The 26,795-nt window shown below is 41.1% G+C and carries 23 protein-coding genes; 12 read left to right on the forward strand and 11 right to left on the reverse strand.

The annotated features are described in order from the left end of the window. The first annotated feature begins 103 nt into the window (after positions 1 to 103). From K0S23_RS04965 to K0S23_RS04975, 3 genes are read left to right on the forward strand one after another with little or no spacing between them, the layout of a single operon-like run. Positions 104 to 961, forward strand: coding sequence for a hypothetical protein (locus tag K0S23_RS04965; RefSeq protein ID WP_300355121.1), 858 nt, complete (start codon positions 104 to 106; stop codon positions 959 to 961). Between the two features lie 10 nt (positions 962 to 971). After that, positions 972 to 1,421, forward strand: coding sequence for a DUF1569 domain-containing protein (locus K0S23_RS04970; protein WP_300355124.1), 450 nt, complete (start codon positions 972 to 974; stop codon positions 1,419 to 1,421). Between the two features lie 2 nt (positions 1,422 to 1,423). After that, positions 1,424 to 2,065 (forward strand): O-methyltransferase, encoded by a 642-nt coding sequence (locus K0S23_RS04975; RefSeq protein ID WP_300355127.1) that lies wholly within the window; start codon positions 1,424 to 1,426, stop codon positions 2,063 to 2,065. A gap of 98 nt (positions 2,066 to 2,163) precedes the next feature. Here the strand turns inward: K0S23_RS04975 and K0S23_RS04980 are convergent, their stop codons facing one another. Both K0S23_RS04980 and K0S23_RS04985 read right to left on the reverse strand, forming a co-directional pair. Next, positions 2,164 to 4,287, reverse strand: a complete 2,124-nt coding sequence (locus K0S23_RS04980) for an ankyrin repeat domain-containing protein (RefSeq protein ID WP_300355130.1) — start codon at positions 4,285 to 4,287, stop codon at positions 2,164 to 2,166. A 156-nt stretch (positions 4,288 to 4,443) separates the two neighbouring features. Beyond that, positions 4,444 to 4,944: a hypothetical protein gene (locus K0S23_RS04985; protein ID WP_300355133.1), complete on the reverse strand. Its 501-nt coding sequence runs from the start codon at positions 4,942 to 4,944 to the stop codon at positions 4,444 to 4,446. 254 nt (positions 4,945 to 5,198) lie between these two features. Between K0S23_RS04985 and K0S23_RS04990 the strand changes: the two genes are divergently transcribed. Both K0S23_RS04990 and K0S23_RS04995 read left to right on the forward strand, forming a co-directional pair. Then, positions 5,199 to 7,244, forward strand: coding sequence for an OmpA family protein (locus tag K0S23_RS04990; protein WP_300355136.1), 2,046 nt, complete (start codon positions 5,199 to 5,201; stop codon positions 7,242 to 7,244). Positions 7,245 to 7,361: 117 nt separating this feature from the next. Then, positions 7,362 to 7,667 carry a rhodanese-like domain-containing protein gene (locus tag K0S23_RS04995; RefSeq protein ID WP_300355139.1) on the forward strand — a complete coding sequence of 102 codons (306 nt, stop codon included), beginning with the start codon at positions 7,362 to 7,364 and terminating at the stop codon, positions 7,665 to 7,667. A 44-nt stretch (positions 7,668 to 7,711) separates the two neighbouring features. Here K0S23_RS04995 and K0S23_RS05000 read toward each other — a convergent pair whose 3' ends face one another. The 9 genes from K0S23_RS05000 to K0S23_RS05040 all read right to left on the reverse strand — a co-directional run bounded on the left by K0S23_RS05000 (position 7,712) and on the right by K0S23_RS05040 (position 21,974). Beyond that, on the reverse strand, positions 7,712 to 9,727 hold the full coding sequence (locus K0S23_RS05000) for an OmpA family protein (RefSeq protein ID WP_300355142.1): 2,016 nt from the start codon (positions 9,725 to 9,727) through the stop codon (positions 7,712 to 7,714). Positions 9,728 to 9,811: 84 nt separating this feature from the next. Beyond that, positions 9,812 to 10,858 carry a PorP/SprF family type IX secretion system membrane protein gene (locus K0S23_RS05005; protein ID WP_300355144.1) on the reverse strand — a complete coding sequence of 349 codons (1,047 nt, stop codon included), beginning with the start codon at positions 10,856 to 10,858 and terminating at the stop codon, positions 9,812 to 9,814. A gap of 3 nt (positions 10,859 to 10,861) precedes the next feature. Next, complete coding sequence (locus K0S23_RS05010; RefSeq protein WP_300355147.1) at positions 10,862 to 14,548, reverse strand: PKD domain-containing protein; 3,687 nt, start codon at positions 14,546 to 14,548, stop codon at positions 10,862 to 10,864. Between the two features lie 19 nt (positions 14,549 to 14,567). After that, entirely contained in the window at positions 14,568 to 15,530 is a 963-nt protein-coding gene (locus K0S23_RS05015; RefSeq protein WP_300355150.1) for a type IX secretion system membrane protein PorP/SprF, read from the reverse strand. Between the two features lies 1 nt (position 15,531). After that, positions 15,532 to 18,954, reverse strand: a complete 3,423-nt coding sequence (locus K0S23_RS05020; protein WP_300355153.1) for a PKD domain-containing protein — start codon at positions 18,952 to 18,954, stop codon at positions 15,532 to 15,534. Between the two features lie 194 nt (positions 18,955 to 19,148). Next, positions 19,149 to 19,625 carry an RNA methyltransferase gene (locus K0S23_RS05025; protein WP_300355156.1) on the reverse strand — a complete coding sequence of 159 codons (477 nt, stop codon included), beginning with the start codon at positions 19,623 to 19,625 and terminating at the stop codon, positions 19,149 to 19,151. Position 19,626: 1 nt separating this feature from the next. Continuing rightward, positions 19,627 to 20,601, reverse strand: coding sequence for a succinylglutamate desuccinylase/aspartoacylase family protein (locus tag K0S23_RS05030; protein ID WP_300355159.1), 975 nt, complete (start codon positions 20,599 to 20,601; stop codon positions 19,627 to 19,629). 2 nt (positions 20,602 to 20,603) lie between these two features. Continuing rightward, the gene (gene rimK / locus K0S23_RS05035; RefSeq protein WP_300355162.1) at positions 20,604 to 21,482 is read right to left on the reverse strand and encodes a 30S ribosomal protein S6--L-glutamate ligase; all 879 of its coding nucleotides are present in this window, start codon (positions 21,480 to 21,482) and stop codon (positions 20,604 to 20,606) included. 45 nt (positions 21,483 to 21,527) lie between these two features. Beyond that, positions 21,528 to 21,974 (reverse strand): RimK/LysX family protein, encoded by a 447-nt coding sequence (locus K0S23_RS05040; RefSeq protein WP_300355165.1) that lies wholly within the window; start codon positions 21,972 to 21,974, stop codon positions 21,528 to 21,530. 176 nt (positions 21,975 to 22,150) lie between these two features. Here K0S23_RS05040 and rplS point away from each other — a divergent pair, with 176 nt between their 5' ends. The 7 genes from rplS (at position 22,151) to K0S23_RS05075 (ending at position 26,762) form a co-directional block, all read left to right on the forward strand. After that, positions 22,151 to 22,510: a 50S ribosomal protein L19 gene (gene rplS, locus K0S23_RS05045; protein WP_294858624.1), complete on the forward strand. Its 360-nt coding sequence runs from the start codon at positions 22,151 to 22,153 to the stop codon at positions 22,508 to 22,510. A 100-nt stretch (positions 22,511 to 22,610) separates the two neighbouring features. Continuing rightward, complete coding sequence (locus tag K0S23_RS05050) at positions 22,611 to 23,396, forward strand: hypothetical protein (protein WP_300355170.1); 786 nt, start codon at positions 22,611 to 22,613, stop codon at positions 23,394 to 23,396. A 130-nt stretch (positions 23,397 to 23,526) separates the two neighbouring features. Further along, the gene (locus tag K0S23_RS05055) at positions 23,527 to 24,465 is read left to right on the forward strand and encodes a M28 family peptidase (protein WP_300355173.1); all 939 of its coding nucleotides are present in this window, start codon (positions 23,527 to 23,529) and stop codon (positions 24,463 to 24,465) included. An 11-nt stretch (positions 24,466 to 24,476) separates the two neighbouring features. Beyond that, the gene (locus K0S23_RS05060; RefSeq protein WP_300355176.1) at positions 24,477 to 24,686 is read left to right on the forward strand and encodes a Kazal-type serine protease inhibitor; all 210 of its coding nucleotides are present in this window, start codon (positions 24,477 to 24,479) and stop codon (positions 24,684 to 24,686) included. Between the two features lie 98 nt (positions 24,687 to 24,784). Then, a complete protein-coding gene (locus K0S23_RS05065) occupies positions 24,785 to 25,189 on the forward strand; it encodes a ketosteroid isomerase-related protein (RefSeq protein ID WP_300355179.1) in 405 nt (134 codons plus the stop codon). Between the two features lie 3 nt (positions 25,190 to 25,192). Then, the gene (locus K0S23_RS05070; RefSeq protein WP_300355180.1) at positions 25,193 to 25,783 is read left to right on the forward strand and encodes a GNAT family N-acetyltransferase; all 591 of its coding nucleotides are present in this window, start codon (positions 25,193 to 25,195) and stop codon (positions 25,781 to 25,783) included. Positions 25,784 to 25,844: 61 nt separating this feature from the next. Beyond that, positions 25,845 to 26,762 carry a hypothetical protein gene (locus tag K0S23_RS05075; protein ID WP_300355183.1) on the forward strand — a complete coding sequence of 306 codons (918 nt, stop codon included), beginning with the start codon at positions 25,845 to 25,847 and terminating at the stop codon, positions 26,760 to 26,762. Positions 26,763 to 26,795 lie beyond the last annotated feature (33 nt).

Below are 26,795 nucleotides of genomic sequence, written 5' to 3' on the forward strand. Positions count from 1 at the left end.
AGACTTAAGGCTAAAGACTTTATATCCAGGGCCAAAGAACAAAATCTGGTCTTTGGTCTCCTGTCTTTAGTCTATAGTCTAAAAAATCCTCTAAATTCGCGGAATGTCCTGGCTAAAGAATTTGATCAAATATTATTTCAGCAAACGCATTCACCGCGATAAACTGCACCCTTCCGTAGGAATTCAGCAACGGGCTTTGATGCAGCACTACCAACTGGCCCAGGTAAACAAACAAGTTCCTGCGTTCAACACAACGGGATTTAAGGTTTTCTCTCAATTCGAGGAGGACGGCCTGTTGCTTTTCCTGTTCTCCTTAATGGGTGAAGGAAGTAAAACCTTTATTGAAATCGGTTCCAACGACGGAATTAACAGTAACTGCAGTAACCTGGCGATTCATTTCGGCTGGTCGGGTCTGTTCTTTGAAGGTGATGCGAAACTGATCCGCCGGGGAGAAAAATTCTACTCAAAGATCCCAACACCTTATCATGCGAAACCAAAATATATCCAGGCGATCATTCAGCGCGAAAATATCAATCAGCTGATTGAACAAGCAGGACTGAGCGGAGAGATCGAATTGCTTTCCATTGATATTGACGGAAACGATTACTGGGTTTGGGATGCTTTAACAGTGGTTCAGCCAAAAGTAGTTGTGATTGAAACACATACGGAATTCGGTTTGGAGAACATCGTAGTTCCTTACGACCCAAATTACATGTATCCGGGAAAACACCCGATCTACCATGGAGCGAGCGTTATTGCTATGAATCAGCTGGCAGAAAAGAAAGGTTATCGCCTTGTTGGTGCAAATGATTTGGGAATGAATCAGATTTATATCAGAAAAAACTTACTTTTAGAAGAAGTTCCAAGCGTTTCCCCTGAATCAACTTTGTGGCATCCGAAAGCGAAAGCGGATTACCTGAAGTTTAACGAAATTAAAGACTGGGAATACATTAAAGGGTAAGATTATGATAATGAAAACACTTTTTTCGAAACAGGCTGTTGACAAAAGCATTGAGCGAATCAATCAATTACAGGCTGATACTCCACCACTTTGGGGGAAAATGAATGCCGCTCAAATGCTGGATCATTGCAGTGAGACCATGAAAGTGGCCCGCGGGCAAAAGGAGCTGAAACGCATGTTTATCAGTTACATACTCGGGAGCATGATGAAGTCATCATTCTATAATGAAAAACCCGTTCCGAAAAACAGCCCGACACACAAAGACTTTATCATAACAAGTACTTCGGACTTTGAAAAAGCGAAACAGGAACTAATCGACCATTTAATTGCTTTCCAGGAAGGCGGAATGGATCAATGTACCTCGTTACCCCATTCTTTCTTCGGAAATATTACCAAAGAACAATGGGGATTGGGAATGTATAAACATTTGGATCATCATTTAAAGCAATTCGGAGTATAATCATGGAATTTATTGACCAGGCTTTGGATGATTACTGTTGTGCTCATACTACAGCAGAATCTGCATTATTGGCGAAATTAAACCGCGATACGCATGTGAATATTTTACAGCCGCGGATGCTAAGTGGTCATTTCCAGGGACGTTTGCTGAGCATGCTTTCCAAAATGATCCGCCCGGAACGCATTCTCGAGATCGGAACCTATACCGGTTATTCGGCACTTTGTATGGCTGAAGGATTGATTGAAAAGGGAAAAATCATCACATTGGATATCAATGCACAACTGGAAGACTTCGTTCGTTCTTATATTTCCGAAAGTGAATACGCTTCCAAGATAGACTATCGAATCTGCAATGCCATGGAAGAAATCCCGAAAATGGATGAGCAGTTTGACCTGGTCTTTATCGACGCAGACAAAATGAATTACATCAATTACTACCATTTGGTTTTTGACAAAGTAAAACCAGGCGGATATATTTTCTCGGATAATGTACTGTGGTCCGGAAAAGTTATTCAAAGCGAAGGGAAAATTGACAAAGACACCCAATTACTGAAAGAATTCAATGAGCTCATTCAAAATGATCCTCGTGTAGAAAACATCCTGCTTCCAATCCGTGACGGGGTTATGATTGCGAGAAAAAAATAATATTTTTTTTCTCTAATTATCAATGATCTAATTATTAATTATCAAGGCGGAAAATCCCCTTGATAATTAATTCCATTTATGATTGATCATTTAAGTATTTAAAGTCCCTTTAAATACTTCTTCACTTCTTTTGATTTGGCGTAGTCGACAGGTAATTTATCGTATGCATCTTTTTTCTTAGAGTCAGCTCCTTTATTGATCAATAGCTTCACCAGATCCAGGTTTCCTGTTCCCGCAGCGATATGCAAGAGGTTCTGCTCCTGGAAGTTCAGAGATTGATTGATGTTCATTCCCTCCTTTTCGATCAGTCGCTGCAGCAAAGGCAAATTGATCTTCTCAACACTCAGGATAGCCAGGTTACTTACTTGTGATTTCGACAGCATGATATCCGGATACTTATTTAAAAGTGCCAATACTTCCGGCATATTCTTATCCGTAATTAACTGATCCAGTTTCATGATCTCCTTCGATCGGATCACTTCCAATTCTGCCAGTTCCGCCTTTGTTTTAGCCCCTTTCCCCTTTAAATAACTCACAATACCGGCATCACCCCCTTCTATTGCGATATCCAATAAACTTTGTCCCCTGCGATCGGTCGTATTTACCTTCGCTCCATTGTCAATTAAAAGCTGAAGTCCGGTGAGATTTTTATCCTTTACGGTCTCAAACACCAATGGTTCTTCTCCTCTTTTCTTCCAGTTCACGTCTGCTCCGTTCCGAATTAAGAACAAGGCTAAATCAGTCTGATTATCATCTATTGCTTTCGTGAGATAAGAATCTCCCCAGGTATCTCCCCGATTCGGGTTACATCCGTTTGCCACCGCGAATTTGATAATCTCCGCATTGGAAGTGCTTGGTCTCAGTCCTCCCGAATCATAAGCATCCATGCTTGCCCCGGTATTCTTAACACGCACCAATAATTCCATATTTGAAGTATTCATTGCATAAAAAGCCATCGTAACTCCCTCCAGTGATTTGACATCCAGAGAAGCCCCCAAATCGTTCAATTCCAGTATTTCCTTTGCATTGTTGTTGTAAGAAGAAGAGGAAGAACTCATCAGGTAACTAATAATATTCTGACCTTTATTGTTTTTGAGCTTCAAATCCGGTTTTGCTTGCTTCAGTAAATCATAAATCTCTTTGGAATCCTTATTTGCAGAAAGCATAAAGACCGTATTTCCCAAAGTATTTTGATGATTGATGTTTGCTCCGGCCGTTACCAGGTATTCAATGATTGCCAGGTTCCCGGATTTCACAGCATAAAAAAGAGCTGTTTCGCCCTCTACATCCAAAGCTTCCAATGTACCTTTTTGAGCAGCAAAAATTTCATTAAACACCAATAAACTTCCGGAATAGCAGGCAAGCATCAAGGGAGTTTCATTCGTACCGGTTTTTTGATTCGGATCCAGTTTCAATTCCTGTATGCAATAATCCATTCCTTCTTTATAACCTGCCTTCACCGAATAGTGATATGCGTTTAAACCGTCCTGGTCCAAAATGTTCTTATCCACTCCCTTTTGAATACAATATTTTGCCAAAACCAAAGATCTGTTCTTAAAACAGCTAAAGAACATTTTGTCCCTGCTCAAATTCAAATCGATCAGTTGCTGGCCCAGTTTGATATGGCTTCCTTCTACCGCATAGGCGAATGCTTCGTCTACATCGGCTCCTCCCTTTACAAGAGAATAAACCATTTCATTCGAGTTCATACTGATCGCAGCTCCCAGCGGAGAGACATAGTGTTTCCGGAACAAGCCTGTTCTGCGTTTTTGAGAAAAGTTCACTCTAAAACCCTGCTCAACCAAACAACGGACCATTTCAGGTTTATTCGCTTCAACTGCATTCAACACACCGTCGGAGCATTTGAATCCATAATTAATGAGGGTTTGCACCCATGCAACATCTCCGGTTTCGATGGCATCACACAAACCTACACGACAAGACGCTCCTTTTGCCAAAAGGTATTTAGCAATATCCTGGGAATTCATCGAAATGGCTATTGCTAAAAGGTCCGGATCATTATCAAAAGGGCTGGCACCTTCATTGACATCTCCACCCGCTTCAACCAGGCGCTTAACTTCAGCCAGATTTTTAGCACGTACCGCTTTTACCAAAGGTGATTCAAGCTGGATTTTTTCAACTGATTTCGGTTCATCTTCTTCATCCTGTGCGAATACTGAAAATGCAAACAGGAATAAGAAGTTTAGTAGTAGATATTTCATAAAATGGTAGTGATATTGTACTTATTTATCTATCCGCTGTAGCGGATTGCTTTTTTTGACTGCGTTAACACCTGTTCCTTCGTTTTAAGCAACCTGAAATTATTTTGCTTTTCTTCACCGGCCATGGCTCAATCTTATCAAAAGCTTTGCTTTTTCTTATTGCGGACGAATAACAGCCTTTTCTTTTTCAAGCTCAACGTCTGTTAATTTGCTCTTAGAAACAAATCTTCCTTCTTTGAATTCATAAGTCAGGAGGTCATAACCACTGTAAGTGACGCTGATTCCTTCATTTTTAAAAGGAAGAGCTATCTTCAATACGCCGGTAAATTCTTTGCCATTCAGGAAAAATTCATGAGACTCCAGATTCTTCAAAAACTTGCTGTATTCTAAAAAGATCTCATCCGTTTCAGTGATTTTTCTATCGGAAACATAGTAGTGAACCACTTTGAAGGTGTTTTTTCCATCAATTCTTTTAGGAAGAGCTTTAGTTGTAAGAAACAGTTTTTTCTTTTCAGTTACAATATTATCGGGACAAATACTGAAATAAGTTCTTCCCACTTTTTGTTCGCTGCAATCAGCCTGGGCATTCAGCCTGTTGGGAATAAATACAGTTAACCATAAAAAGCAGATGCAATACAGGAGATATTTAGTTCTCATCGGTTTCATTTTTCTTAAAATTACGAATTCCTAATTACGAATTCCGAATATTGGTCTCATCATAGAAAAAATTGTGCCAAACATTGATAAAGGTGACTTCGACTCCCATTGACGCTTCGGTCAAGGTTTTCAACGCTCAGTCACCTTCATTGAATCTTTTGAACTTTATTCAGAAAAACAGTAACCTTTTTGTTAAAAATACGATATAGAGGGTTGGGCATAATTATTGCCTGTCCAAACAGTATTTATTGCATATGTGGAAGAACTACTTATTTATTGCAGGAATTTCTCTTGCTTTCATAAACTCATTTTACGCGCAGGATGAAGATCCTTCTTGTCTGGCACCTTCAAAGAAAGTCCAGAAATTGATCGACGCCGGGAAAAATGCTCCAGACGGTAAAACCGCAGCAGAGAATTTCACCAAAGCAATTGAAGCAGACCCGGATAATGCGGGACCTTATTATGAGTTCGGAATGTATGCCTATAACGCCGGGATGAAATACTATGAAACCGTGGCAAATCCTGCAACAGGAGACAGAAGTTTTAAAAAGGCGGAAGAATTGTTTGAAAAAGCCATCGAATTGTGCCCGGATTACCATTCGGACCTTTACTATTACCTGGGAGTGATCAATTATACACAAGAAGAAAAAGAAGTAGCAACCAGCTGGTTCGAAAAATTCGTCTTATTTAAGAACAATGATAATTCCCGTTACGGAGCAGAATATACCAAGCAATTGGCCGATGTGAAAAAGCTTTTGGTTTCTCAAAAGGAAGAAAACGAAATGCTCAGCAAGGAAGTTCCTTTCAACCCGAAAAAAGTTCCCAACGTAAGTACCGGAAATGACGAGTATTTCCCGATGATCTCACCGGATAACCTGTTGATGTTTTATACCCGTAAACAAGACATGAAAAATCTCGGAGACATTGTGTCCAATATCCAGGAGGTCTATACCTACTCTATCCGTACGGATGACGGTTTGGCTTTTGACGGCGGGAAAGCTTTTCCAAAACCTTTCAATAACGGAACTTTCCAAAGTTATGGAGCTGCAACTATGTCGGTCGATAACAAGGAAATGGTCATTTGCGCCTGTAAAAAAACCGAGGTAAACGGACAACCTTATATGAACTGCGACCTATATTCCACGACCTACCAAAAAACCGGACCCAATCCTTCCGATTATCAATGGACGGAATTAGTAAACCTGGGGCCAAAGATCAATTCCGCAGACGGATGGGAAGGTCAGCCTTCGATGTCCGCAGATGGCAACACCTTGTTTTACACAGCAAACAGAGCCAGTACAAAAGACAACGACGTCTTTATCGTAAAACGGAACGCAGACGGCACCTGGGGAGCCCCAAAACCATTTGACGAGATCAATACAGCCGGAAAAGACAAAAGTCCTTTCCTGCACCAGGATAGTGAAACCTTGTACTTTGTTTCAAGCGTTTCGGACACACGCAAAGGAGTTGGAGGCCTGGATATTTTTTACATGCGCGAAGAAAACGGGGTATGGAGCAAACCGAAAAATATCGGCTATCCGATCAATTCCAAAGATGATGAACTGGGAATTTTCGTTTCTACAGATGGTAAACTGGCCTATTATTCTTCCAAGCAGCAAAACAACTGGGATATTTACGGCTTCGAGCTATATGAAGAAGCACGTCCGAAAGCAGTCACGATCATCAAAGGAGATTTAAAGGATCCTGCGGGAAAACCAATCGAAAACGCAACCATTGAAGTTGCTTACGAAAACTCTGAGAAAGTAGAACAAGTGCGGGTAAACGGAAACGACGGAAAGTTTGCGGTTGTTGTTAAGACAGATAAACCGCAGGACATCATGGTTTCAGTGAAAAAAGACGGTGCCGCATTTGATTCCAAACTGATCACAAAAGAAGAGCTTACAAAGAAAGAAAACCGCGTGAACAACAAACTGGAGGTGAAAGAACTGAAAGTCGGCGAAGCATATACAATCAACGACATTTTGTATGATTACAATTCAGACATTCTATCGACGAAATCGCGTTTCATTCTTCGTGAATTTGCACGCTTCTTGAAATCGAATCCAACGATCAAGATCATGATCCAGGGTCATACGGACAGTGACGGTGATGATGCGAAGAACTTAGATCTTTCCGACAGACGTGCAAAAGGAGTTAAAAACTACCTGATCTCACTTGGAATCGAAGATGAGCGATTAGAAGCAAAAGGATTCGGTGAAGCCCAGCCAAAAGTTGCGAACGATACTCCTGAAAACAAAGCAAAAAATCGTAGAACGGAGTTTTTGATCCAGGGAATGTGATTTCCTTTAATTATCAATGAGTTAATTATTAATTATCAAGAGGATTCGGAGAGTTAAAAGAATCCTCTTGATAATTACTTCATTGATAATTGATAATTCTTCACTCAATTATCTCAAATGAGAACACTATCATTCTTTTTTATATCCTCTATCTTATTTGCCTGCAACGAAAAACCAACGAACGGAAAAACACTCGTAGTGGATGTGCGCAGCAAAGGAGAATGGAAACAAGGTCACGGCCGGGGCATCAATATTCCCTTACCGGAATTAGAAAAACACAAACAGGCATTACTAAACTACGATACTGTTATTTTCGTTTGCGAGAAAGGAGGACGTTCTCAAAATGCGCTTTCTTACATGAATGCTCAAAAAGAACACACCACCGTGTTCAAGAATGGAATTTCGTGGGTGAACTATCAGTAATTCAAAATTATGAATGCAAAATTCAAAAAACTTCTTTTGAATTTCTATTGGTTGATTACACTAAACGAAGTTCTTCTGTTCTTTTGGTGCAATACTTCCCGCTCTGCTTTTACCTTGAAGGTATTGATGTATGCCTCAACAAGCATAACCGGTTTTCCCTCAGCATCCAAAACAGGCTTTTTGTCGGGGCCGTATAACTGGTTGGGTTGGGTTTCACCATATCCTTTCGGAATCAGACGAGACGGATCAATTCCTTTGGAGACCAGGTAATCCACACATGATTTTGCTCTTCGTTGCGACAGGTCTAAGTTATAAGCATCTTTTCCACGTGCATCCGTGTGCGAATTGATCTCAACAGAAATGTTGTTGTTGAGTTCCAGGAAATCAAATAACTTATCCAAAATAGCCTGGGAAGCCGGTCTTAATTTATCCGAATTAAAATCGTATTCGATCCCGTCGATCTCAATTTCCTCCTGTGGAATCGGTTTCAGGTAAAAATCCCTTGTAATACTGGTTGTTTGCGTAATGGAATTGGTATTCACACTCGTTGCATCGGCAAAATAATTGATCTTCTGGCCTTTTATGAACAACTCTACACCATATGAAAGTTCCTTTTCATAATATCCGTTTGAATCCGTAACGATCGTGTAGGGCGGGAAAACTCCGCGAACATCTTTGAACGCCAGCTTTACGTTAGGCAATATCTCTTCCGTGTCTTTATTATAAGAGTATCCGCTCAAATAAATGTGGATCGGTTCGTTTACTACTTCATAGATATCATAACAGCTTCCGCCAGAACAAGGTTCCCTGTCACTGGAGAAAAATCCTTTCGACAAGCGGGAATCCCACATCATATACGCATCATCCCTGCTCGAATTGATCGGCATTCCAAGATTTGCAGGTACACTGAAAGCTTCTGTTTCCCGGTCGTAATGTGACTTGAATATATCCAGTCCGCCGATACTTCCGTGTCCGTTTGATGAAAAGAACAAAGTGGATGAAACCTCGTGAAAAAACGGAGTAACCTCGTCCTGATCCGAATTGATCAACGAGCCCAGGTTTTCCGCATGACCCTGCGTATTTCCAGCCGAATCAATTGCAATCTTCCAGATATCCATTCCTCCGAGCCCCCCCGGACGATTCGATGAAAAATACAAGGTTCTTCCGTCCATTGAAACATAGGGCTGAATGCTCCTTGACCCCGGATAATTGACTGAAGTATCCAATTTATAAGCTTCGAAAAACTTCATATTCATCATTCGGGCCAGGTAGATATTCTGTTCGGTTTTCTTCTCCTCGCTCCAACGTGTATAAAAGATCACATTGTTATTATTGAAAGATCCGGCACCATCATTCTGTGCACTGTTCAAAGGTCTTCCGAAGTTGGTCGGTGCAGTCCATGTACTATCTGCATTCAATGAAACCCAATACAAATCACACAGGTATTCCGATTGTTGTTTTTCATTCAGAATGACCCCTCCTTCTCTTGCCGAGGTGAACATCAGCTTCTGATCTTTATCAAAGTACATGGTAGCAAAACTCGCGGTTCCTTTATTAAAAACTGAGGTATCTGCCATTTTCACACTGATCTCACGTGTTTTTTCAATTTCCTCTTTCGCCAGGTAACAACCTGTCATTGCGACTTGGGCAGCATGCAATAATTCAATATCCGCCTTGGGTGAACGGATGTAATCTTCAAATTGTGCGATCGCCTCGTCGTATTTACTGTTATTCATGTAGCTCTGAGCCAAATAATAGCTGTCGTGAGGATATGCTTTTTCAGCGACTGTATTTTTCAGGTGCTTTTCAGCATTCGGATAATCGTGCAAACGGTAATAGCACCATGCCACGTGATGATGCAGGTATTGTTCCATCGTTACCAGGAGCGTACTGTCGACCACTACTTTTGATTCTGAAAGCTTTTGATTGGTAACCTGAACTTCATAGGGATACGTCATCGTTGACACAGACACAGAATCGGAAAGCGCCAGCTTATACTGTTCAATAGCATTTACGTAATCTAATTTATTGAAATACTCATTCCCCAAATAGATATACATTTTTTTTGATTGCGCCAGTGACATACCGGACAGCAGTATAAACAAAAAGCAACTAATTTTAGATTTCATAATTGGGAAAACGTATTATAATCGTGGACAGATTTTGTAATCGGTTGGTTTTTTCTTCGCATGCACGTAAGTAAAGGACAATTCAAATCCTCCCCTGCTTTTGGATGTAGATGTAAGCGATGAGATATTAAAATCATAAGCTAATTTCACCGTATATGCATCCTTCTTCGCTCCGATAGTTGCAATCATGGCATCTTTCGCCCTGAAAATAACTCCACCGAGAACATAAGCACCGCTTCCTTTCAGGAAATAACCAGCTTCCAAAGCATACGTTTGTTCATGAAATTTCTTTTGATTCATGATGAGTAGCTTGGGAATTACATAAAACAATTCGGTAATATTCACACGTGTTCCCAAATGCGTGTACATGCGCAAAGGCAGTTTACTTTCTCTTCCGAAAAAAGATTCGTTCGGCTGAGTTAAATTAAAGAGTGAAACACCAATAAAGGGATTCAAGCGCGATTGTGATTTTGAGTAATAATACAAGGCACTTGCATTCAGCATGGGAATAAATTTGGATTGAGCCCCAAAGTCTTCCCCGGTTACAAGTGTCTGATCAAATTCACCTCCATTATTCAAGGTGTACTGGTTGTTGAAGGACAACAATTGATATTCTATTGATTTTTGAGTTACACCACCCTGAACACCGAAGTTCAGGACATGTGTTTTGTTCTTGTTCAAAGGCAGATAATATGCAGCCGAAAGCAAGCCCTGCAATACATTAAAGTTACCTGCTCCGGCTCTGAAATTGTTGATCTGAACTCCAAAACCCCATTTTTTGATCGGCATATCAAAGCTGATCAAAGCAGAAGTGTAGGGTTTATAATTTACGGATTTCCATTGAGTCCGGTATTGACCATGCACTCTGAAATCTCCTTCCACAACACCTGTCAGAGCAGGGTTTAAAAATAAAGGTGCCGCATCATACATTGATAAATGTGCATCTTGTCCGTAAGACAATCCATTCAAGAAAATGGCTAAAAAACAAATTCCTATTTTCCTTGTTATTTTCGCACTGACGCTTGTCATGACATTGTCTTCAAAAGCTTCGCTTTTTCTCATGGCTTATCGTATTAAAGTTACATCGCCGGATTCCCTGACAACAAAATTGCTTCCCATATCAACTACAAAAGTCCATGTGTAAACACCCAAAGGAACTGGTTCTCCCTTGTACGTTCCATCCCATCCTACATTGGAGTCAGTTGATTCGAAGATCACTTGCCCCCAGTTATTGTACACTTTAAAATCAACGTTTCTGAATGGTCCGCCGCGAATAATGAACACATCGTTCTCGCCATCACCATTTGGTGTGAAACCGCTAGGTAAAACCGGCAATAAGGCAATTGAAATTTGTTTTGAAACTGTGTCACTACACCCGATATTATCAACAATTGTAAGTGTGACAGTGTAAACACCTCCACCATCGTAACTGTGAGTTGTAATTTGAGTATTATCCCCTTCTCCGTCTCCAAAATTCCATTGCCAGGAAATAATATTTCCTCCGGTTACATCCGTAAAAGTAATTTCCTGTTCAACCAGTGCCGGATTCGGACTTGCAGTAAATGAAGCATTTGGAATTGCATGCACATCAATTTGCTGAATCACGGTATTGGTACACCCAAAGTCGGAAACAGCAGTCAGGCTTACATTGTAAATTCCGCTGGAAGGAAAAACGAAGGAGGTATTTGGCTGAGTGCTGGAACCAATTCCGTTGAAATCGTATGAATAACTGTTAATTGTTCCCGTAGGAATAAACGATGTATTCGTGAAATTTGTAGGATAAGATTCACATGCGATCGAAGCATTGAATGAAGGAAGCGGTAAAGGATAAACTGTCACCGGTTTTGTAACCGTATCCGTACATCCGTTACTCGAAGTAACGATCATCTGCACATTGAAATTCCCCTGGGTTGTATAGGCATGCTGAGGATTTTGAGCAATGGAATTTGTATTGTCTCCGAAAGACCAGGACCATGCTGACAATGTTCCGGCATTTGCCGTGGAAGCATCAGTAAAATTCATATTACTCGCCTGACAAACATTGGTGAATGTAAAATCAGCTGTCGGAATTCTGTTGAACGTTATTACCAGTGTATCTCTATCAGGTGGGCAACCAAAATTGGATGCGGAAGTCAAAATCAAACTGATCGGCCCCCCGGAAACATCACCGACAGACGGATCATACAAACCATCCAGGTAAGTTGGTCCCGGAATGAACGAGCCAGTTCCCAATGTTGACCAGGTTCCTGTCGTATCAGCCCCGATAATTTGGCCGTTCAATTGAACCAGTTGGTTCTGACAATATGTTTGATCCGTACCTGCATTAGCTTGAGGCGGTGAAACAAAGGTGACCCGTATGGAATCCTGAGCGATCGGACAAATTCCCGTTGTAGACAGAATGACATCAATAAACCCATTTGTAACATCCACGGGAGAAATTGAATAGATCGTTGATAAATTGGAAGGATCCGAAATGCTTCCGAAGCCGGAAGTAGTCCATTGTGTAGCGAACCCGGAAGTCACCGTACCTGTTAGATTCAGTGTTGCGTTATTGGAACAGATCGAATCCATTGAGGTGATATTTACCACCGGGAAATCAATAATCTGGATTTCCAGGCTATCAAATACAGCCAAACAGTTTCCATTGTTCGTTGATTCGAGATACAAGGTAACCAGACCATTCGAAATATCTGCTGTTGACAAAACATAGTTTGCATTCAGGTTTGTTTGGGAAGGTGAGAAACCACCGCTTCCGTTTGCCGACCAGATACCGGTTGTTGTTATCCCTGTAATTATCCCGTTTAGTGCTACATCCGTAGTATTTGAGCAAACCAACTGATCTCCACCGGCATCAATAAACGGAGCTTCCGTAAAGTAGATGACCACCGTGTCCTGCTGATTCGGGCAAGAGAAGAAACTTCCTGTAGTTGTGTAGAAAAGAAGCACACTGTCTGCTGCCAGATCTGCCGGCGAAGGTGTATACGTTGTTGAAGGGGAACCAATATTGCCAAATGCTCCTCCGTCTCCACCACTCCAGGTTGCAGCTGCGGAATAAGCAAAGGCTCCCGAAATCGGTACCGCTCCTACATTATTTTTACAATAGGAATCGTCCGTTCCTGCATTAGCTTCCGGTGATTGGATAAAGTTTACAACCATGGTATCTCTTACCGGATCACAATTTCCTGTCGAAGCAAGTACAAATGTCAGGGTTCCCTGGGTATAATCCGATGCAGAAGGAACGTAGGATGTGGACAGATCTGTTGCATCTACAAAAGACCCTGCACCGTTAATTACTGTCCATTCTCCTGTTATAGAACCACCTTCAACGGAACCATTCAACAATACGGAAGGATCCCCGTTACAAAGTGTTGTATCATTCCCTGCTTTCACATAGACCTTTCTATTGAAAGCTGACATGTAGTGATAATAACAGCCAGTTCCTGCCCCACCATTGATAACTCCCATCCCGAAGTAATCACTGGAATTTGACAATAAATTGGAAGATCCTGCTGGAATATCAGTGGTATTAAAGGTTATTTGAGCTCCACTCCAGAAACCTGCTGTTCCGGGAACAAGGTTAAAGGCCGAACCAGGTACCAAAGTAGAACTTCCATTCAGCAAAAAGTTATTAATTGCCGATGTCGGACACAGAATATTCAAGATAAATGTCTGAGCATTTGTACGCGTAAAACTTACCTGATCGGATCCGGCACAGTTAACCGGGGGCAACAGTGCTTCTCCCACCTCACATCCGAATCCGCTTGCCTGAAGTACGTACACGTTTTTATCCGCATCCACATAAGCAAGCATTTCCGAAGCAGTGAGCACATATTTCCAGGTATCTCCCTGGTTTAAAAGCTGTGAAAATGTTCCAAGGGAAGTCGTTACAGTTACCGAAGTAAAATTTTGAGTCGCCACAATGAAGATTCCTTCCTGGGAGTTTGCAAACATATTTCCCCTGTTCACAATGTAATTTGTTCCGACTACATCCACCGGAACAATCTGATCTCCCATTAAATCCCGGCAGCCACCACCGGAGTTCGTAACAGAATCATCTGAAACAGTTACGGCAATAGGTTTATCGGAAACAACAATGGTACCTCCTAAATTATTTCCTGCAGTATTTGTCAGCTGTGAAGTGTTTTCAACAGTATACGTTTGTCCCCTGTTTAAAGTAACGGAGTAAGTAATTCCCGCAGGATGTCCTACCACCGTAGCTTTTGGAGTGATCCAAACCGTTGTGTTATCTTCCGTTGCAACAATACAGATCATTGATTTCGGCTGGATAGGCGCATAATTTCCATTGATCCAGGTGTTCTGAAACGGGCACACGAATTCGGTACCAACCGCGTTCTGACCTTTCAAAGAATATGTTTCCGGGTTATTCCCACCTGTAACCACCTCATAAACAACGGTAACCAAAGTATCGGCTTCTATCTTTATTCCATAATTAAGCACATTATCCGCAGGTTTTGATTCCAGGGTATTTACGATGGAAGTCAGGAAATGTGAGTTCAGTGAGTTTGCTGGAATCACAAAAGTAGAATCGTATGTTCCGGCTGGCTGGTATACCCGAACGGTTGTCGGAGAATTAAATGTGGAAATCCTCAATACCAGAGGAGTATTTCCAGCATGGCTCGGCGTTACCCATGGAGCGGCAAACCAAAAGACCGAGTCAATCTGACCCTTACTTTCGAATGAACCAACCGTAAAAATCAAAGCTAGTAGCAGTATTATTCGTCGTAATTTCATAAGCTCTAAATTCATCCTACTATTTATTCTTGTCGATTTCCTTTTGGATATCTTCCAGAATACTGTTATTCAATTTATCATCTTCCTCCTCGAGCGAAGGCCTGTTTTTCGTAATTATAAAAGAGATACCGATCTCATGCGAGCCTGAGCTGTATTTTCTCAATTTGGTATAACTGTAATCGTAACCATAGGTAATTGCCAAACGGCTTTTCAATCTTACTCCGACAAAAACACCCATTGCATCATTGGTCCTGAAATTCAAACCTCCGAACAACTTGTCTTTATAGGATAACTGCGCAAGAACAGAAAGCTGTACCGGAACCGGTTTGGTATATCTGAACACAATAGCAGGTCTGAATTCCCAGTTCTTTTTAAACAGGAGCTTATATGAACTCATCAAGGTATAATGGAACTGTAAATTCTGATTGTATGACTTCAGGTTCTCTCCCATAATCAGATGATCCAATGTTCCGCTGAATTCAAACTTGTCACTATATAATCTAAATCCTGCATTGACATCAAATGCATTTCCCGAATAACTATTGCCTGTAAAGACCGGATCACCTTCATCTGCAATTACGGCATCATACAAGCGTACGCGATACTGAACAAAACCCGGACGAATACCCAAGCCTATTTTCCACGTTTTGTTCATCTTTATCTGATAAGCATAATTCAGGTAAATTCCGGTTTTACCCAATAAACCCGTTTGCTCGGTTAGTAATTGTACTCCATAACCGTGTTTCGCCTTATTCTTGAATGATCCGTGGAAATTCAGATAAAAATTTCTGGGAGCGTCTTTAAATCCGACCCATTGATTTCTGTTGAAGAAGCTCACTTCATGATAATTCGTACTTCCGGCATAGGCCGGAGAATAGTGCAAAGGATTTGCGAGCACATTTGTAAATAAACTTTGTTGCTGTCCGTATGAAACAAAGAACAGAATAACAAATAAGCTTGTGATAAAATTCTTGCTGTTCATCTTAATCTCGTTTTCTTAACACCATTAATACTCCTTTGTATATGTCGGGACTGGCATTTGCATTCAATTGAATGACATACAAGTAATTTCCATCCGGCACCGGTTCGCCCTTATAGGTTCCATCCCATGGAATTTCATATCCGTCCGATGTAAAAATGGTTTGTCCCCATTCATTGTATATTTCGACATGTGCATTCGGATAGGCCAATTTCAGGAATTCCAGTTTCCAAACATCGTTCGAACTATCTCCGTTCGGCGAGATGATGGTTGGGATCAAGGTGTTGATTTCATTCGTTACAATCGTTACAGTCGTAAATCGAATAGCACTGTCGACACATCCCAATGCATTAGTAATGTGAAGAACGATGTAATAATTACCATTCGCATAATAGGTATGCGTTGGATTTGTTAAATTGGAAGTTGAACCATCTCCGAAATTCCAGGAATAGGTTACAGCATAATCGGAAGTATCAATGAAGTTATGAACTGCTCCGATATTAGCTCCATTATTTGAATTAAAGAAGAACCCTGCATCCGGCAGCGGATCAATTGTAATCGGCTCAATGATCGTATCCGAACAATTATTCACGGTCGATACAATGTGTGTAATCGTGTAAGTTCCGCCACTTGCAAATTGCTGATTTACATTTGCCAGTGCAGCTGATCCTTGTCCGCCAAAATCATAGAACCAATAATTAATGGTCTCAGAACTTGTTGAGGCATCCGTAAATGCAACTGTAACCTGGTTATTCGGGCAGGAATTCGCGGAATTGAAATCCGCAACAGGTTTGTCGAAAACCGAAACAGAAATAGAAACCGTGTCTTTACATCCGTTTGAGTTTGTAACAATCAACTCAACTGGATAAGCACCCGGAGTTCCAAAATTATATGTCGGATTTTGAAGTCCAGAAGTTTGTCCTGTTTGGAATCTCCATGCCCAGTTTGTCAATGTTCCCGAGCCCGGAAGCGAGAAGTCGGTGAATACATTTGAAAGTCCTTCACAGACATTTGTTGCGCTGAAATTAGCAAATGGTGGAGCTACGAAATTAATCTGGATGGCATCCGACACTACATTACAGGTTCCGTTATTGGTAGAGGTTAAAGTCAAAACAATGCTTCCACCCGAAACTTCAGCAGCAGTTGGTGTATATATTGCATTCAGGGATGAATTTGAAGGACTGTACGTTCCTAAACCACCACTCCATACACCACCAAAGGGTCCGCCAGTTACGCTTGCATTTAACTGAACCAGCGAACTGTTTGAACATTTCAATTGATTCGGACCCGCATCCACTTTCGGTGCATTATTGATCGAAACATAGATACTATCCTGAACAGGAAGACAATTTCCATTGGAAGTAGATTCCAGGTAGAGCCAGATAAAACCAGCTGTTGTATCTGCAGCACTTGGAATATACGTACAGTTCAGAGAACTGTTATTCGGAGAGAAAATCCCTGTTCCGCTGCTAAGCCATTTCCCTGTATTTGTTGGTCCGCTAACTGTTCCGGATAAGCTAACGTTTGCGTTATTCGCACAAACGATCAATGTATCAGGACCGGCCTCTACTGTTGCAGCTGCGGTAAAATTGACTTCCATGGTATCCGAAACCATCGCACATGACACCGCGTTTGTGGATGTTAATATGAATTGGAGTGTTCCTGCCGTAATATCTGCAGATGAGGGAACATACTCCGCATTTAAGGTGTTTGAATTCGGTAAAAAAGCTCCGGTTCCGTTCGATGTCCATACACCTGTTGCAGCCCCACCCCCTACAATTCCATTCAACTGGATCACGGAATTGTTTTCACAAATCGATTGATCCGTATTGGCATTAACAAGTGGTGCGGGTGTAATTTCCAAATACAAAGTATCTCTCGCTACCGGACAAAACCCGCTTGTAGAAAGAATAATACGGATAGGGCTTATCAATGTATCCAACGGACTTGGCACATACGTATTCGGAACTGAGTTCAATCCGTTTTGGAAGGATCCGTATCCGTTACTCGACCAGGCACCGGTCACTGCTCCGCCGCCAACACTTCCGTTAAGTGTATAACTTACATTTGCACAAACAGTATCATCCAAACCGGCTTGTGAAAATGCCGTCGCATAGAAATCCGTATTGTACGCATAAGAAGCTCCGCTATTTGTTCCTCCGCCCGTAATTGTTGCCATTGTAAATATATCAGCCGAATTCACCAGTATGTTGTGGCTGTTTACAGGAACTTCTGAAGTATTAAAGAAAATACGTGCGGTTTTATATAGCCCGCTTGTTCCCGGAACCGTTTGAAACATTCCAGCGGTTATCAAAGCTGCATTTCCGTTCAGTAAAAAATTCCCTTCGAATCCTGTTCGTGTCACCAAAACAATTCCTAAGGAATCTGAACTGGAGCGGGAAAACTCCACATTATTATTTCCTTTACAGTTTAAACTTGGCACCACTGCAGCGCTTAACTCACAGCCAAAGCCCGAAACATGATAAACATAAACCGGCTTACTCGCTTTGATATACAAAATCTCATCTGTCATTGGAATTTCCAGTGTCTCCGAAGAATTGATCAGTGTTGTGTTTGTACTCAGGCCAGTAACGTCAATTACAGAAGCATTCTGAGTTCCAAGTACGTAAATCCGGTCGTTTGCCGATGTTCCTTTATAAATCGCATAATCCGTACCGATCGAAGGTGTTGGAATCAATTGGTCTCCGATCATATCAGAGCAAGAAGACTGGACAAGCTGTCCGTCAAATAGAGTAATGGCAATTGGTTTATTTGCAGAAACAATTGATCCGGCAAGGCTGCTAACAGCACTCACATTCACATCCCTGGCACTATAAGTTTGCCCGGCATTCAGAACCACTGAGAAAGTAGCATTTGCCAAATGTCCGGTAATATCCGTTCGGGGAGTAATCAGCACAGTTGTATTATTCATTGCGGCAATAATCTCAATTCCGGAATAGCTTGCCGGTGTTGTAGCTGCATTGTCCCAAAACTTTTGGAATGGTGTGTAGAAATTTATTCCAAGTGCCTTCCCCCCCTTCAAGCTGAAGCTTTCTTTATTGTTGGGAGCGTTAATTTCATAAACAGCGTTGATGATTCCGGTAGAGCTAATTTTCATTCCGTTATTCGAAATGACATTCCCGGCAGGACTTTCAATTTGAGCGATCACCGAACTTAAATTCATGCTGTCGCTCGAAAAAGCTGGCATCATTAAAGTTAAGGGAACAAACGCACCATTTGCTGGTTGAGAAACGGTAATTGTAGCCGGTTGGTCGTAGGTTTGAAAACGAAGCATGACAGGAGTCTGTCCAACTCCGGCAGAAACATCAGGAGCTGCGAACCAAAAGACGGTGTCTCTCTGTGCATAAGAACTTACAGTTAGTGTAAGAAAAAACGCTAGCAGGAAAAGTTGTATAAATCTGAACATGGTAGTACTATCTCAGTTTAAGAGGTTGCAAAGATAGTTTAATAGGAAGTATTTTGAACTAAAATTAAAAAAGCGAAACAGGCCATTCACACAACCAAAACCGAACTTTAAAAATAAAAATCAGTTAGTTACGAATTTAACACGTGTTAAAAACGTTAAATAGAAAGCAACTAAATTTTCAGTTAAAACTGATTTTATCTATGATTCGGAGGAAGCTCCAAATTAAGTTTTGCAGCACGATCATACATCACGATACTTCCTGTTACAGCAACATTCAAAGACGAATTTCCGGGAAGTTTGATTACCTTCCTGCATTTAGCCAAAACAGTATCAGGAAGTCCCTGGTCTTCGGATCCAAGCAAATATATCGCACGTTTGGGATGCTCAAAATCGTGTAAGAATTCAGCATCCTCCGTTAGTTCAACAGCTATCAGGTGACAATCGTAAGGAATGTTCTCACACAGATCTTCCAGGGAATCGTAATGAAAGTAAGGAATTCTTGCCCAGGTTCTTGTCACATCGGAGGATTGCTTTTTATAGCGTTTACCTACCGTAAAAATGTAGGAAGCTCCGAGAATATATGCCGACCTCCAGAGTGTTCCGATGTTGTGGTCCGTTTTTGCATTAAACACCCCGATTGCGCAATAGCCATGAATATTTGAAGTTTTCATATTAAGCAAGCATATTTTTATCGGAATTTAATGCATTTCCTATATGGAAAATCGCATCCCCTTTATTTACCAGGGGAGCTTCGTTGGTACAAATGATATAGCCTTTCGAGTTCGACTTGATCTTGCGTTCCGTAGAACCGTAAGGATCACTTACATAACCAAGTAAATCACCTTTTTCCACATACTGTCCGTTTTTAACCACCGAATGAAAAACACCTGATTGGGGAGCTCTTAACCACTTGGAAGATTTAATGATGATCGGTTCATTTTCAACCGGTTCCAGCTTGAAGTTCTTCATATGAAAATGATTCAATATGCGTTGAATCCCGAGCAATCCTTCTTCCACGATCGTCTCATCAATGGAATTCGTTTTTCCGCCCTCAAACAGGAGGATTTTCTTCCCCATTTTATTCAAAGCTTCACGAACAGACTTGGAGATATAGCCCGAGTGGACAATAAACGGCGGACTAAAAACACTCGCCAGTTCCATACTGATCGGATCCGATAAAATGCAGCGGACCTGCGCAATATTTGAGCGCTGGGCGGAACCCGTATGAAAATCAATCACGATATCCACATTCGGTGCGATCTGATTCATAAACTGGTAAGCAAACTGACTGGCAAGAGAACCGTTTTTGGAACCCGGAAAACTCCTGTTCAGGTCTCTCCCATCCGGCAATTCCCGTTTAAGGTTCAAATAGCCGAAAATATTGAATACAGGCAAACAAATAATTGTCCCCGCAATTGGTTTGTTCCATTTTTTGCGAATTACCCTGCGGATAATTTCCATTCCGTTGATTTCATCTCCATGCATTCCCGCCATTAAAAGCACGATCGGTCCGTCCTTTAGCGATCTTTCCACCAGAACCGGAACCTGGACAGGTGTATGTGTATGCAACTTCGCAACATCCATGCTTAGTTCGATGCTCTGACCAGGCAGAATTTCTTTTCCAAGTATGTAGAACTTTCGAGCCATGTTTATTTTTTTACATTCTTCTCAATAAAAGCAATAATTCTTCCTGCAATATCAACCCCGGTTGCGCGTTCAATCCCCTCCAATCCGGGAGACGAGTTCACTTCCAATACCAAAGGTCCGCGGGAAGACTGCAGCAAATCAACTCCTGCAACTCCCAAACCAACAGCATCTGCAGCCTTAATAGCAGTCATTTTTTCTTCCTCAGTCAGTTCCAGAATCGTTGCTGTTCCTCCGCGATGGAGGTTCGAGCGGAATTCACCTTCTTTTCCCTGGCGTTTCATTGCCCCAACTACCTCTCCGTCAACTACAAAAGCACGGATATCCGCACCTCCGGCCTCTTTAATGAATTCCTGCACGATCACGCGCGCCTTCAAACCATTAAATGCTTCTAAAACAGATTGAGCAGCATTTTGGTTCTCTGCCAAAACCACTCCCAAACCTTGCGTACCTTCCAGTAACTTCAGTACAACCGGTGCGCCTCCGGCAGATTCCACTACATGCTCTACATTTCGGGAATAATTGGTAAACACCGTTTTCGGAAGTCCGATTCCTTCTTTCGACAAAACCTGCAAACAACGCAGTTTATCCCGGGAATGAACAATTCCTCTTGAACTGTTCACCGAGAAAACATTCATCATTTCGAACTGTCGGACAACCGCTGTACCATAAAAAGTAACAGATGCTCCAACTCGCGGAATAACAGCGTCAAAGCCTTCCAAATATTCCGATCCGTAAAATAACGACGGTCCTTTTTGCTCGATTTCGATATTGCAGCGTAAATGATCTATCACATGCGCTTCATGGCCGTGCTTTTCAGCTGCTTCAACGAGGCGTCTTGTAGAATACAATTGTGGATTGCGTGATAAAATGGCAATTTTCATTCTTTTTCTTGAAAGGCTCATCCCTTTCCTTCGATAATATATAAGTTATTTAGTCTCGTATTTGTAGGAACAATTTGTTTTGGACGTATCTATGAGAAAACGTTTATTCAACAATCTGCGACCTAATAATATGGGATTTCGTAAACCGGTTCTTTCAGTTAGCGAAAATACGGTTTCATATGATTCTCCGAACAGCTGAACAGTTCCTTTAACAAAAAACCGCTCTTGTGCTATCCCGTTGGAGCTTTTAACGGTCTTTGTCTTAAAATCGCTAAAAATCACTTCCTTGCCTGTATATCCGGAAATTGCCGGATCTAAAAAAACCACCCTAAGCTGTTCCTTCTCATCAAATTCAATGATTTCGATCGACTGGCAATGCATGGAACTCGAATACGCTCCAGAATCAATTTTCACCGGCACATTTTTCAACTCAAAACTGGGAAAGGAAACCAAATCCTTGCGCCCGATTATTCTCTTATTCGTCGATTCCATATTTCTAGCTATCTTTGTAAAGAAGTTGTTATTCGATAATCGAAATTAGAAAAAAAGGGATTCCGAAAAGAAAAATGGCTTCAAATAAAAAAAAGTTAGGGGAATATATCATAAAATGAAAATTTATTCCTAATATTGCACCCCCAATTATGGGATAGTGAAAGAAAATTAGAGTCATGGATTTTATCAGAGAGCTTCAAAAAGAACTAGTAGAATTGAAAGAATTCCCAGCATTTGGCGCTGGAGATACAGTAACAGTATCATACAAAATTAAAGAAGGAAACAAAGAGCGTATTCAGCAGTTCCAAGGTGTTGTTCTACAACGTCGCGGACAAGGTACAACTGAAACCTTTACAGTTCGCAAAATGTCAGGAAACGTAGGAGTTGAGCGTATCTTCCCTATTTCTTCTCCTTTCATTGATACTATTACAGTTAACAAACGTGGAGCTGTACGTCGTGCACGTATCTTCTACTTCCGTGGTCTTACTGGTAAAGCAGCACGTATCAAGGAAAAAAGAAGCTTCTCTCACTCATAAGCCGAAGATTAAATCTCAATATATCGATCCCGACTTCGCTTGCGAATGTCGGGATTTTTTATGTCCTGTTATTTGGCATCAACTTTGCTAAACCGGTCTCATGAAGTTACTCCCGATCATTCTGCCTCTGTTGCTTATCCAGGCCTGTACCGGACAAAGTAATCCAAGCGATCAGACCACCAGCCAGCTTAAAGAAGAAAAAGTTCCCGAAACAGATCCCATCCGGGAGTTATACAATCAATACAGTAAAAGCAGCGGACCCAGTATTTCCGGGGGAACAGTAAGTAATGGAAGCTTAAAAAACGGAAAACTTTTCCCATTCAAAGGTCCCAACTTTATTTATTTCGATTCCACCAGTTACCTGAACAAACATGCATTTACGCATGAAAAAGTTCATCATACAGTGCTGGATACTTACCGGCAGTTCGAAACAGTGCTTCCTGGGTTTGAATTCGGACTTATGGAATGTTCGAATGAACATGGCGGTAAAATCTGGCCACACCGAACGCATCAAAACGGCTTGAGCATCGATTTTATGTCGCCGCTTCTCAAAAACGGAGTCTCTTCAACTGATTTCAATACTATCGGTCTTCCTCATTACCTGATGGATTTTGATGAAAATGGGATTTACACTGAAGACCGCAACTACTCAATCGATTTCAACCTGATGGCACAACATCTTTTGGAACTGGACAAACAAGCCAAAAAGAACGGATTAAAAATTGAGAAAGTCATCCTGAAAATTGCCTTAAAAGACGAGTTATTTGCAAGCGAATACGGCAAGCAATTGAAAGCAAGAGGGATTTACTTTGCAACTAATTTGAGCGAATTGATTGATAGTTTGCATGATGATCATTATCATGTGGATTTCGGGATAATTAAATAAAAAGCAAAACCGGACGTAATTCCGCAATATTACGTCCTAAGATGAAAAACAGTCACAAAACACCACCATTCAATCAACAAAACCCGTTGTTCAGGTTATTTCCGGATTACTGAGTTTTAAACTTTTTACATTGTCTGTTGTACCGCGTTATACTTTATTCAAACCCATGAAGATCATCCCTTTCCTAAGTATTTTTTTTGTTAGTATCACTAGTTACGGCCAGGCAGATACTATTCGGATCAAAGAGTTATTGACCGTTCTCACCAAAACTTCCAAACCACGAAATCATCAGAACATTGATCAATTGAATTTGTGTGCGAAATTTATCTCCAACAACTTCAAAGAATATGCCGATACGGTTTTTTATCAAAACTACCAGGTTGGTAGTCTTACTTACAAAAACGTCATTGCGCGATTCAATCCGCAAGCCTCCAAAAAGCTGGTGATCGGAGCTCATTACGATGTTTGCGGCAACCAGGAAGGTGCAGATGACAATGCTTCGGGAATTGTGGGTTTACTGGAGCTTGCGCGACTTTTAAAAGGAAAGTCGCTCGACAACTGTATTGAATTAGTGGCTTACACCCTGGAAGAACCACCTTTTTTCCGGACGGAATACATGGGAAGTTTCATTCATGCCAAATCGCTCAAGGAGTCAAATACAGAAGTTATCGGAATGATCTGCCTGGAAATGATCGGTTATTTCGATGAAGCCAAACACTCCCAGGATTATCCTATCGGACTTTTGAAGCTATTCTATGGCTCAAGAGGAAATTACATTACAGTTGTAAACAAATTCGCAAAGGGAAAGGGAGCCCGTAAATTCACCAGGCGTATGGACCGTTTTGCACAACTCCCCGTAAAGAAATTCAACGGCCCGAAAGCATTAACAGGTATCGATTTTTCAGATCATTTAAACTACTGGAAAATGGGCTTCAGTGCTTGTATGGTCACGGATACAGCATTTTACAGAAACAAGAACTATCATCAAAAAACAGATGAAATGGGAACCCTGAATATTTCCAGGATGGCACTGGTAATTGACGGCATTTTTTTCAGTATCTTAGCTTAAATTCGTTGATTATGAAACTGCTGATATTCACTTCAATTTTAGCAATGGGAACTGCTAAAAGTTGTACAAAAGAAGATTGTACGGAAAAAGTCAAAGAAGATTGTGTTTGTACGATGCAATACGATCCGGTTTGCGGCTGCAATCAAAAAACGTATTCCAATGCCTGTATGGCTCAATGCCACGGAATTACCAAGTATGTAAAGGGAGAATGCCCAAAATAATTCAAAATGCAAAATTATTAATTCAAAAAGGGTAATTGAGACAATCATACTCCTCTTTTTAGTTTTGAATTTTGCATTTTTAATTTTGAATTGATTAAATGATGACTTCTCTGGAAACTGTACAGGCTTACTATGCTGCATTCAATTCCCGTAATTGGGAAAAAATGTTGTCTTTGGTTGATGAAAATATCACACATGAACCCAACCAGGGAAAACCGCGTATCGGAAAAGCCCTGTTTACTGAATTTATGCAGCACATGGATTCCAGTTATGCCGAAACACTGAAGGACCTGGTTCTTTTTTCTTCTGCAACGGAAGGCAGGATAGCCGCAGAATTTGTCGTTCATGGAACGTATAAAAAAGCAGAAGAAGGTTTACCTCCGGCTCACGGACAATCGTATGTGCTTCCCGCTGCGGCATTTTTAGAAGTTCGGAACGGGAAAATAAGCCGGGTAAGCACTTATTACAACCTGGAATTGTGGATCGAACTTGTTTCAAAATAAACCATGGAGCAATTGCGTCGTGAATTAGCCATTGGATTTGATATCGCAGAACTGATTCCTCAATTGGGACAACTTCGGATTGATGTATTTCAGGATTTTCCTTATTTGTACGCCGGCTCGCTGGAATATGAACAAAAATACCTGCAGGCTTATACTTTGAATCCGCTGAGCATGGCATTTTGTGTTTTCGATGGTGATCAATTGGTTGGTGCAACTACCGGAATGCCCTTGAGCGCAAAATCAACCGACATTCAGCAACCCTTTATCGACCGAGGGCTAAATACCGATGAGATTTTCTATTTCGGGGAAAGTATTCTCTTACCGGATTACAGGGGTCGTGGAATCGGGCATCTCTTTTTTGATGTTCGGGAAAAACATGCATTGGAAAACGGCTTTAAAGTGACAGCATTCTGTTCCGTTGTCCGTCCGGATGATCATCCTTCACGTCCGGTTGCTTATCGGCCGAATAATGATTTCTGGAAAAAACGCGGCTATATCGAGCAGGATTACTGTTGCCGGATGTCCTGGCAAGACAAAAATGAAGCGGAAGAAACCGAAAAAGAATTGCAGTTTTGGACCAAAGAATGGAAATAATGTAACTCCTCGCAATGGGAAACATGGAATTCTGCACTGTTTCTAATTAACAAATGATCCGATGAAAAATCTATTTATATTATTCGTACTCCTCTTTAGTTTTGAGCAGCTTTATTGCCAGGGATCAATTACAGAAACCGAGAACCTGAATACATTGGGACTTTCAGGAAAGGTCAAAAGACTCTCGGAGACTTCCTACAATGCGAAGAAAACAACAGCCGGAATAGTCAAATCAAGCAAAGGCTGGCAATATGATTTTGAGAACGATTCCGAATCCTTCTTTGATACTCTGGGTAATTTAGTCCTTGAAAATAAAATACTTCCCAACAGAAAGGAAACCGCTTATTCCATTAAGTACGATAGCCTCAATCGAATTATAAGCGTCAACAGACTTGTCTATACCCATCGTTTCGTTTACGACTCATTGAACAGAATTGTCTCTTCTCAAAAGGAAAACAATCCCATTGGTAATACTTCAAAAACGGAAGCAGGTACTCAATTCATTTATCACTACAATGCTGAAAATTTCTTATCCAAAATAGAATCCTTCGACCAATCCGGAGTTGCAATTGAAACATTTCAATATAACCAGTCCGGGAAAGTAATTTCGAGTGAATGGACCAAGGGAAATCACATCGAAACACATCAATACACATACAACGAAAACCAGTTACTGATCAGAGATGAATGGAAAAATAATGAGGAAGGCATCCTGGAGGTCACCACATTTACTTACAAAGACAAGGTGAAAACCCTGGAACACTGGGTCGATTACGAAGACGGAAAACCGGATGGTTCTATTGATGACATCTTTGAAAAAGGAAACATTATTAAAACAGTGGAAGTAGATCCGGACGGGGTAATCGACGTTTTGGAATTGTGTACCTATCAATTTGATTCCAAGGGAAATTGGATCAAAAAGACGATCAATTGTAATGAGAAATACCATATGGTGGAACGCATCATTGAATACTACTGAATACCGGCTTTCAGTTCAACTTACTGAAAACTT

Origin of the sequence: Fluviicola sp. (assembly GCF_029266855.1) — a bacterium.
Lineage (GTDB): Bacteria > Bacteroidota > Bacteroidia > Flavobacteriales_D > Crocinitomicaceae > Fluviicola.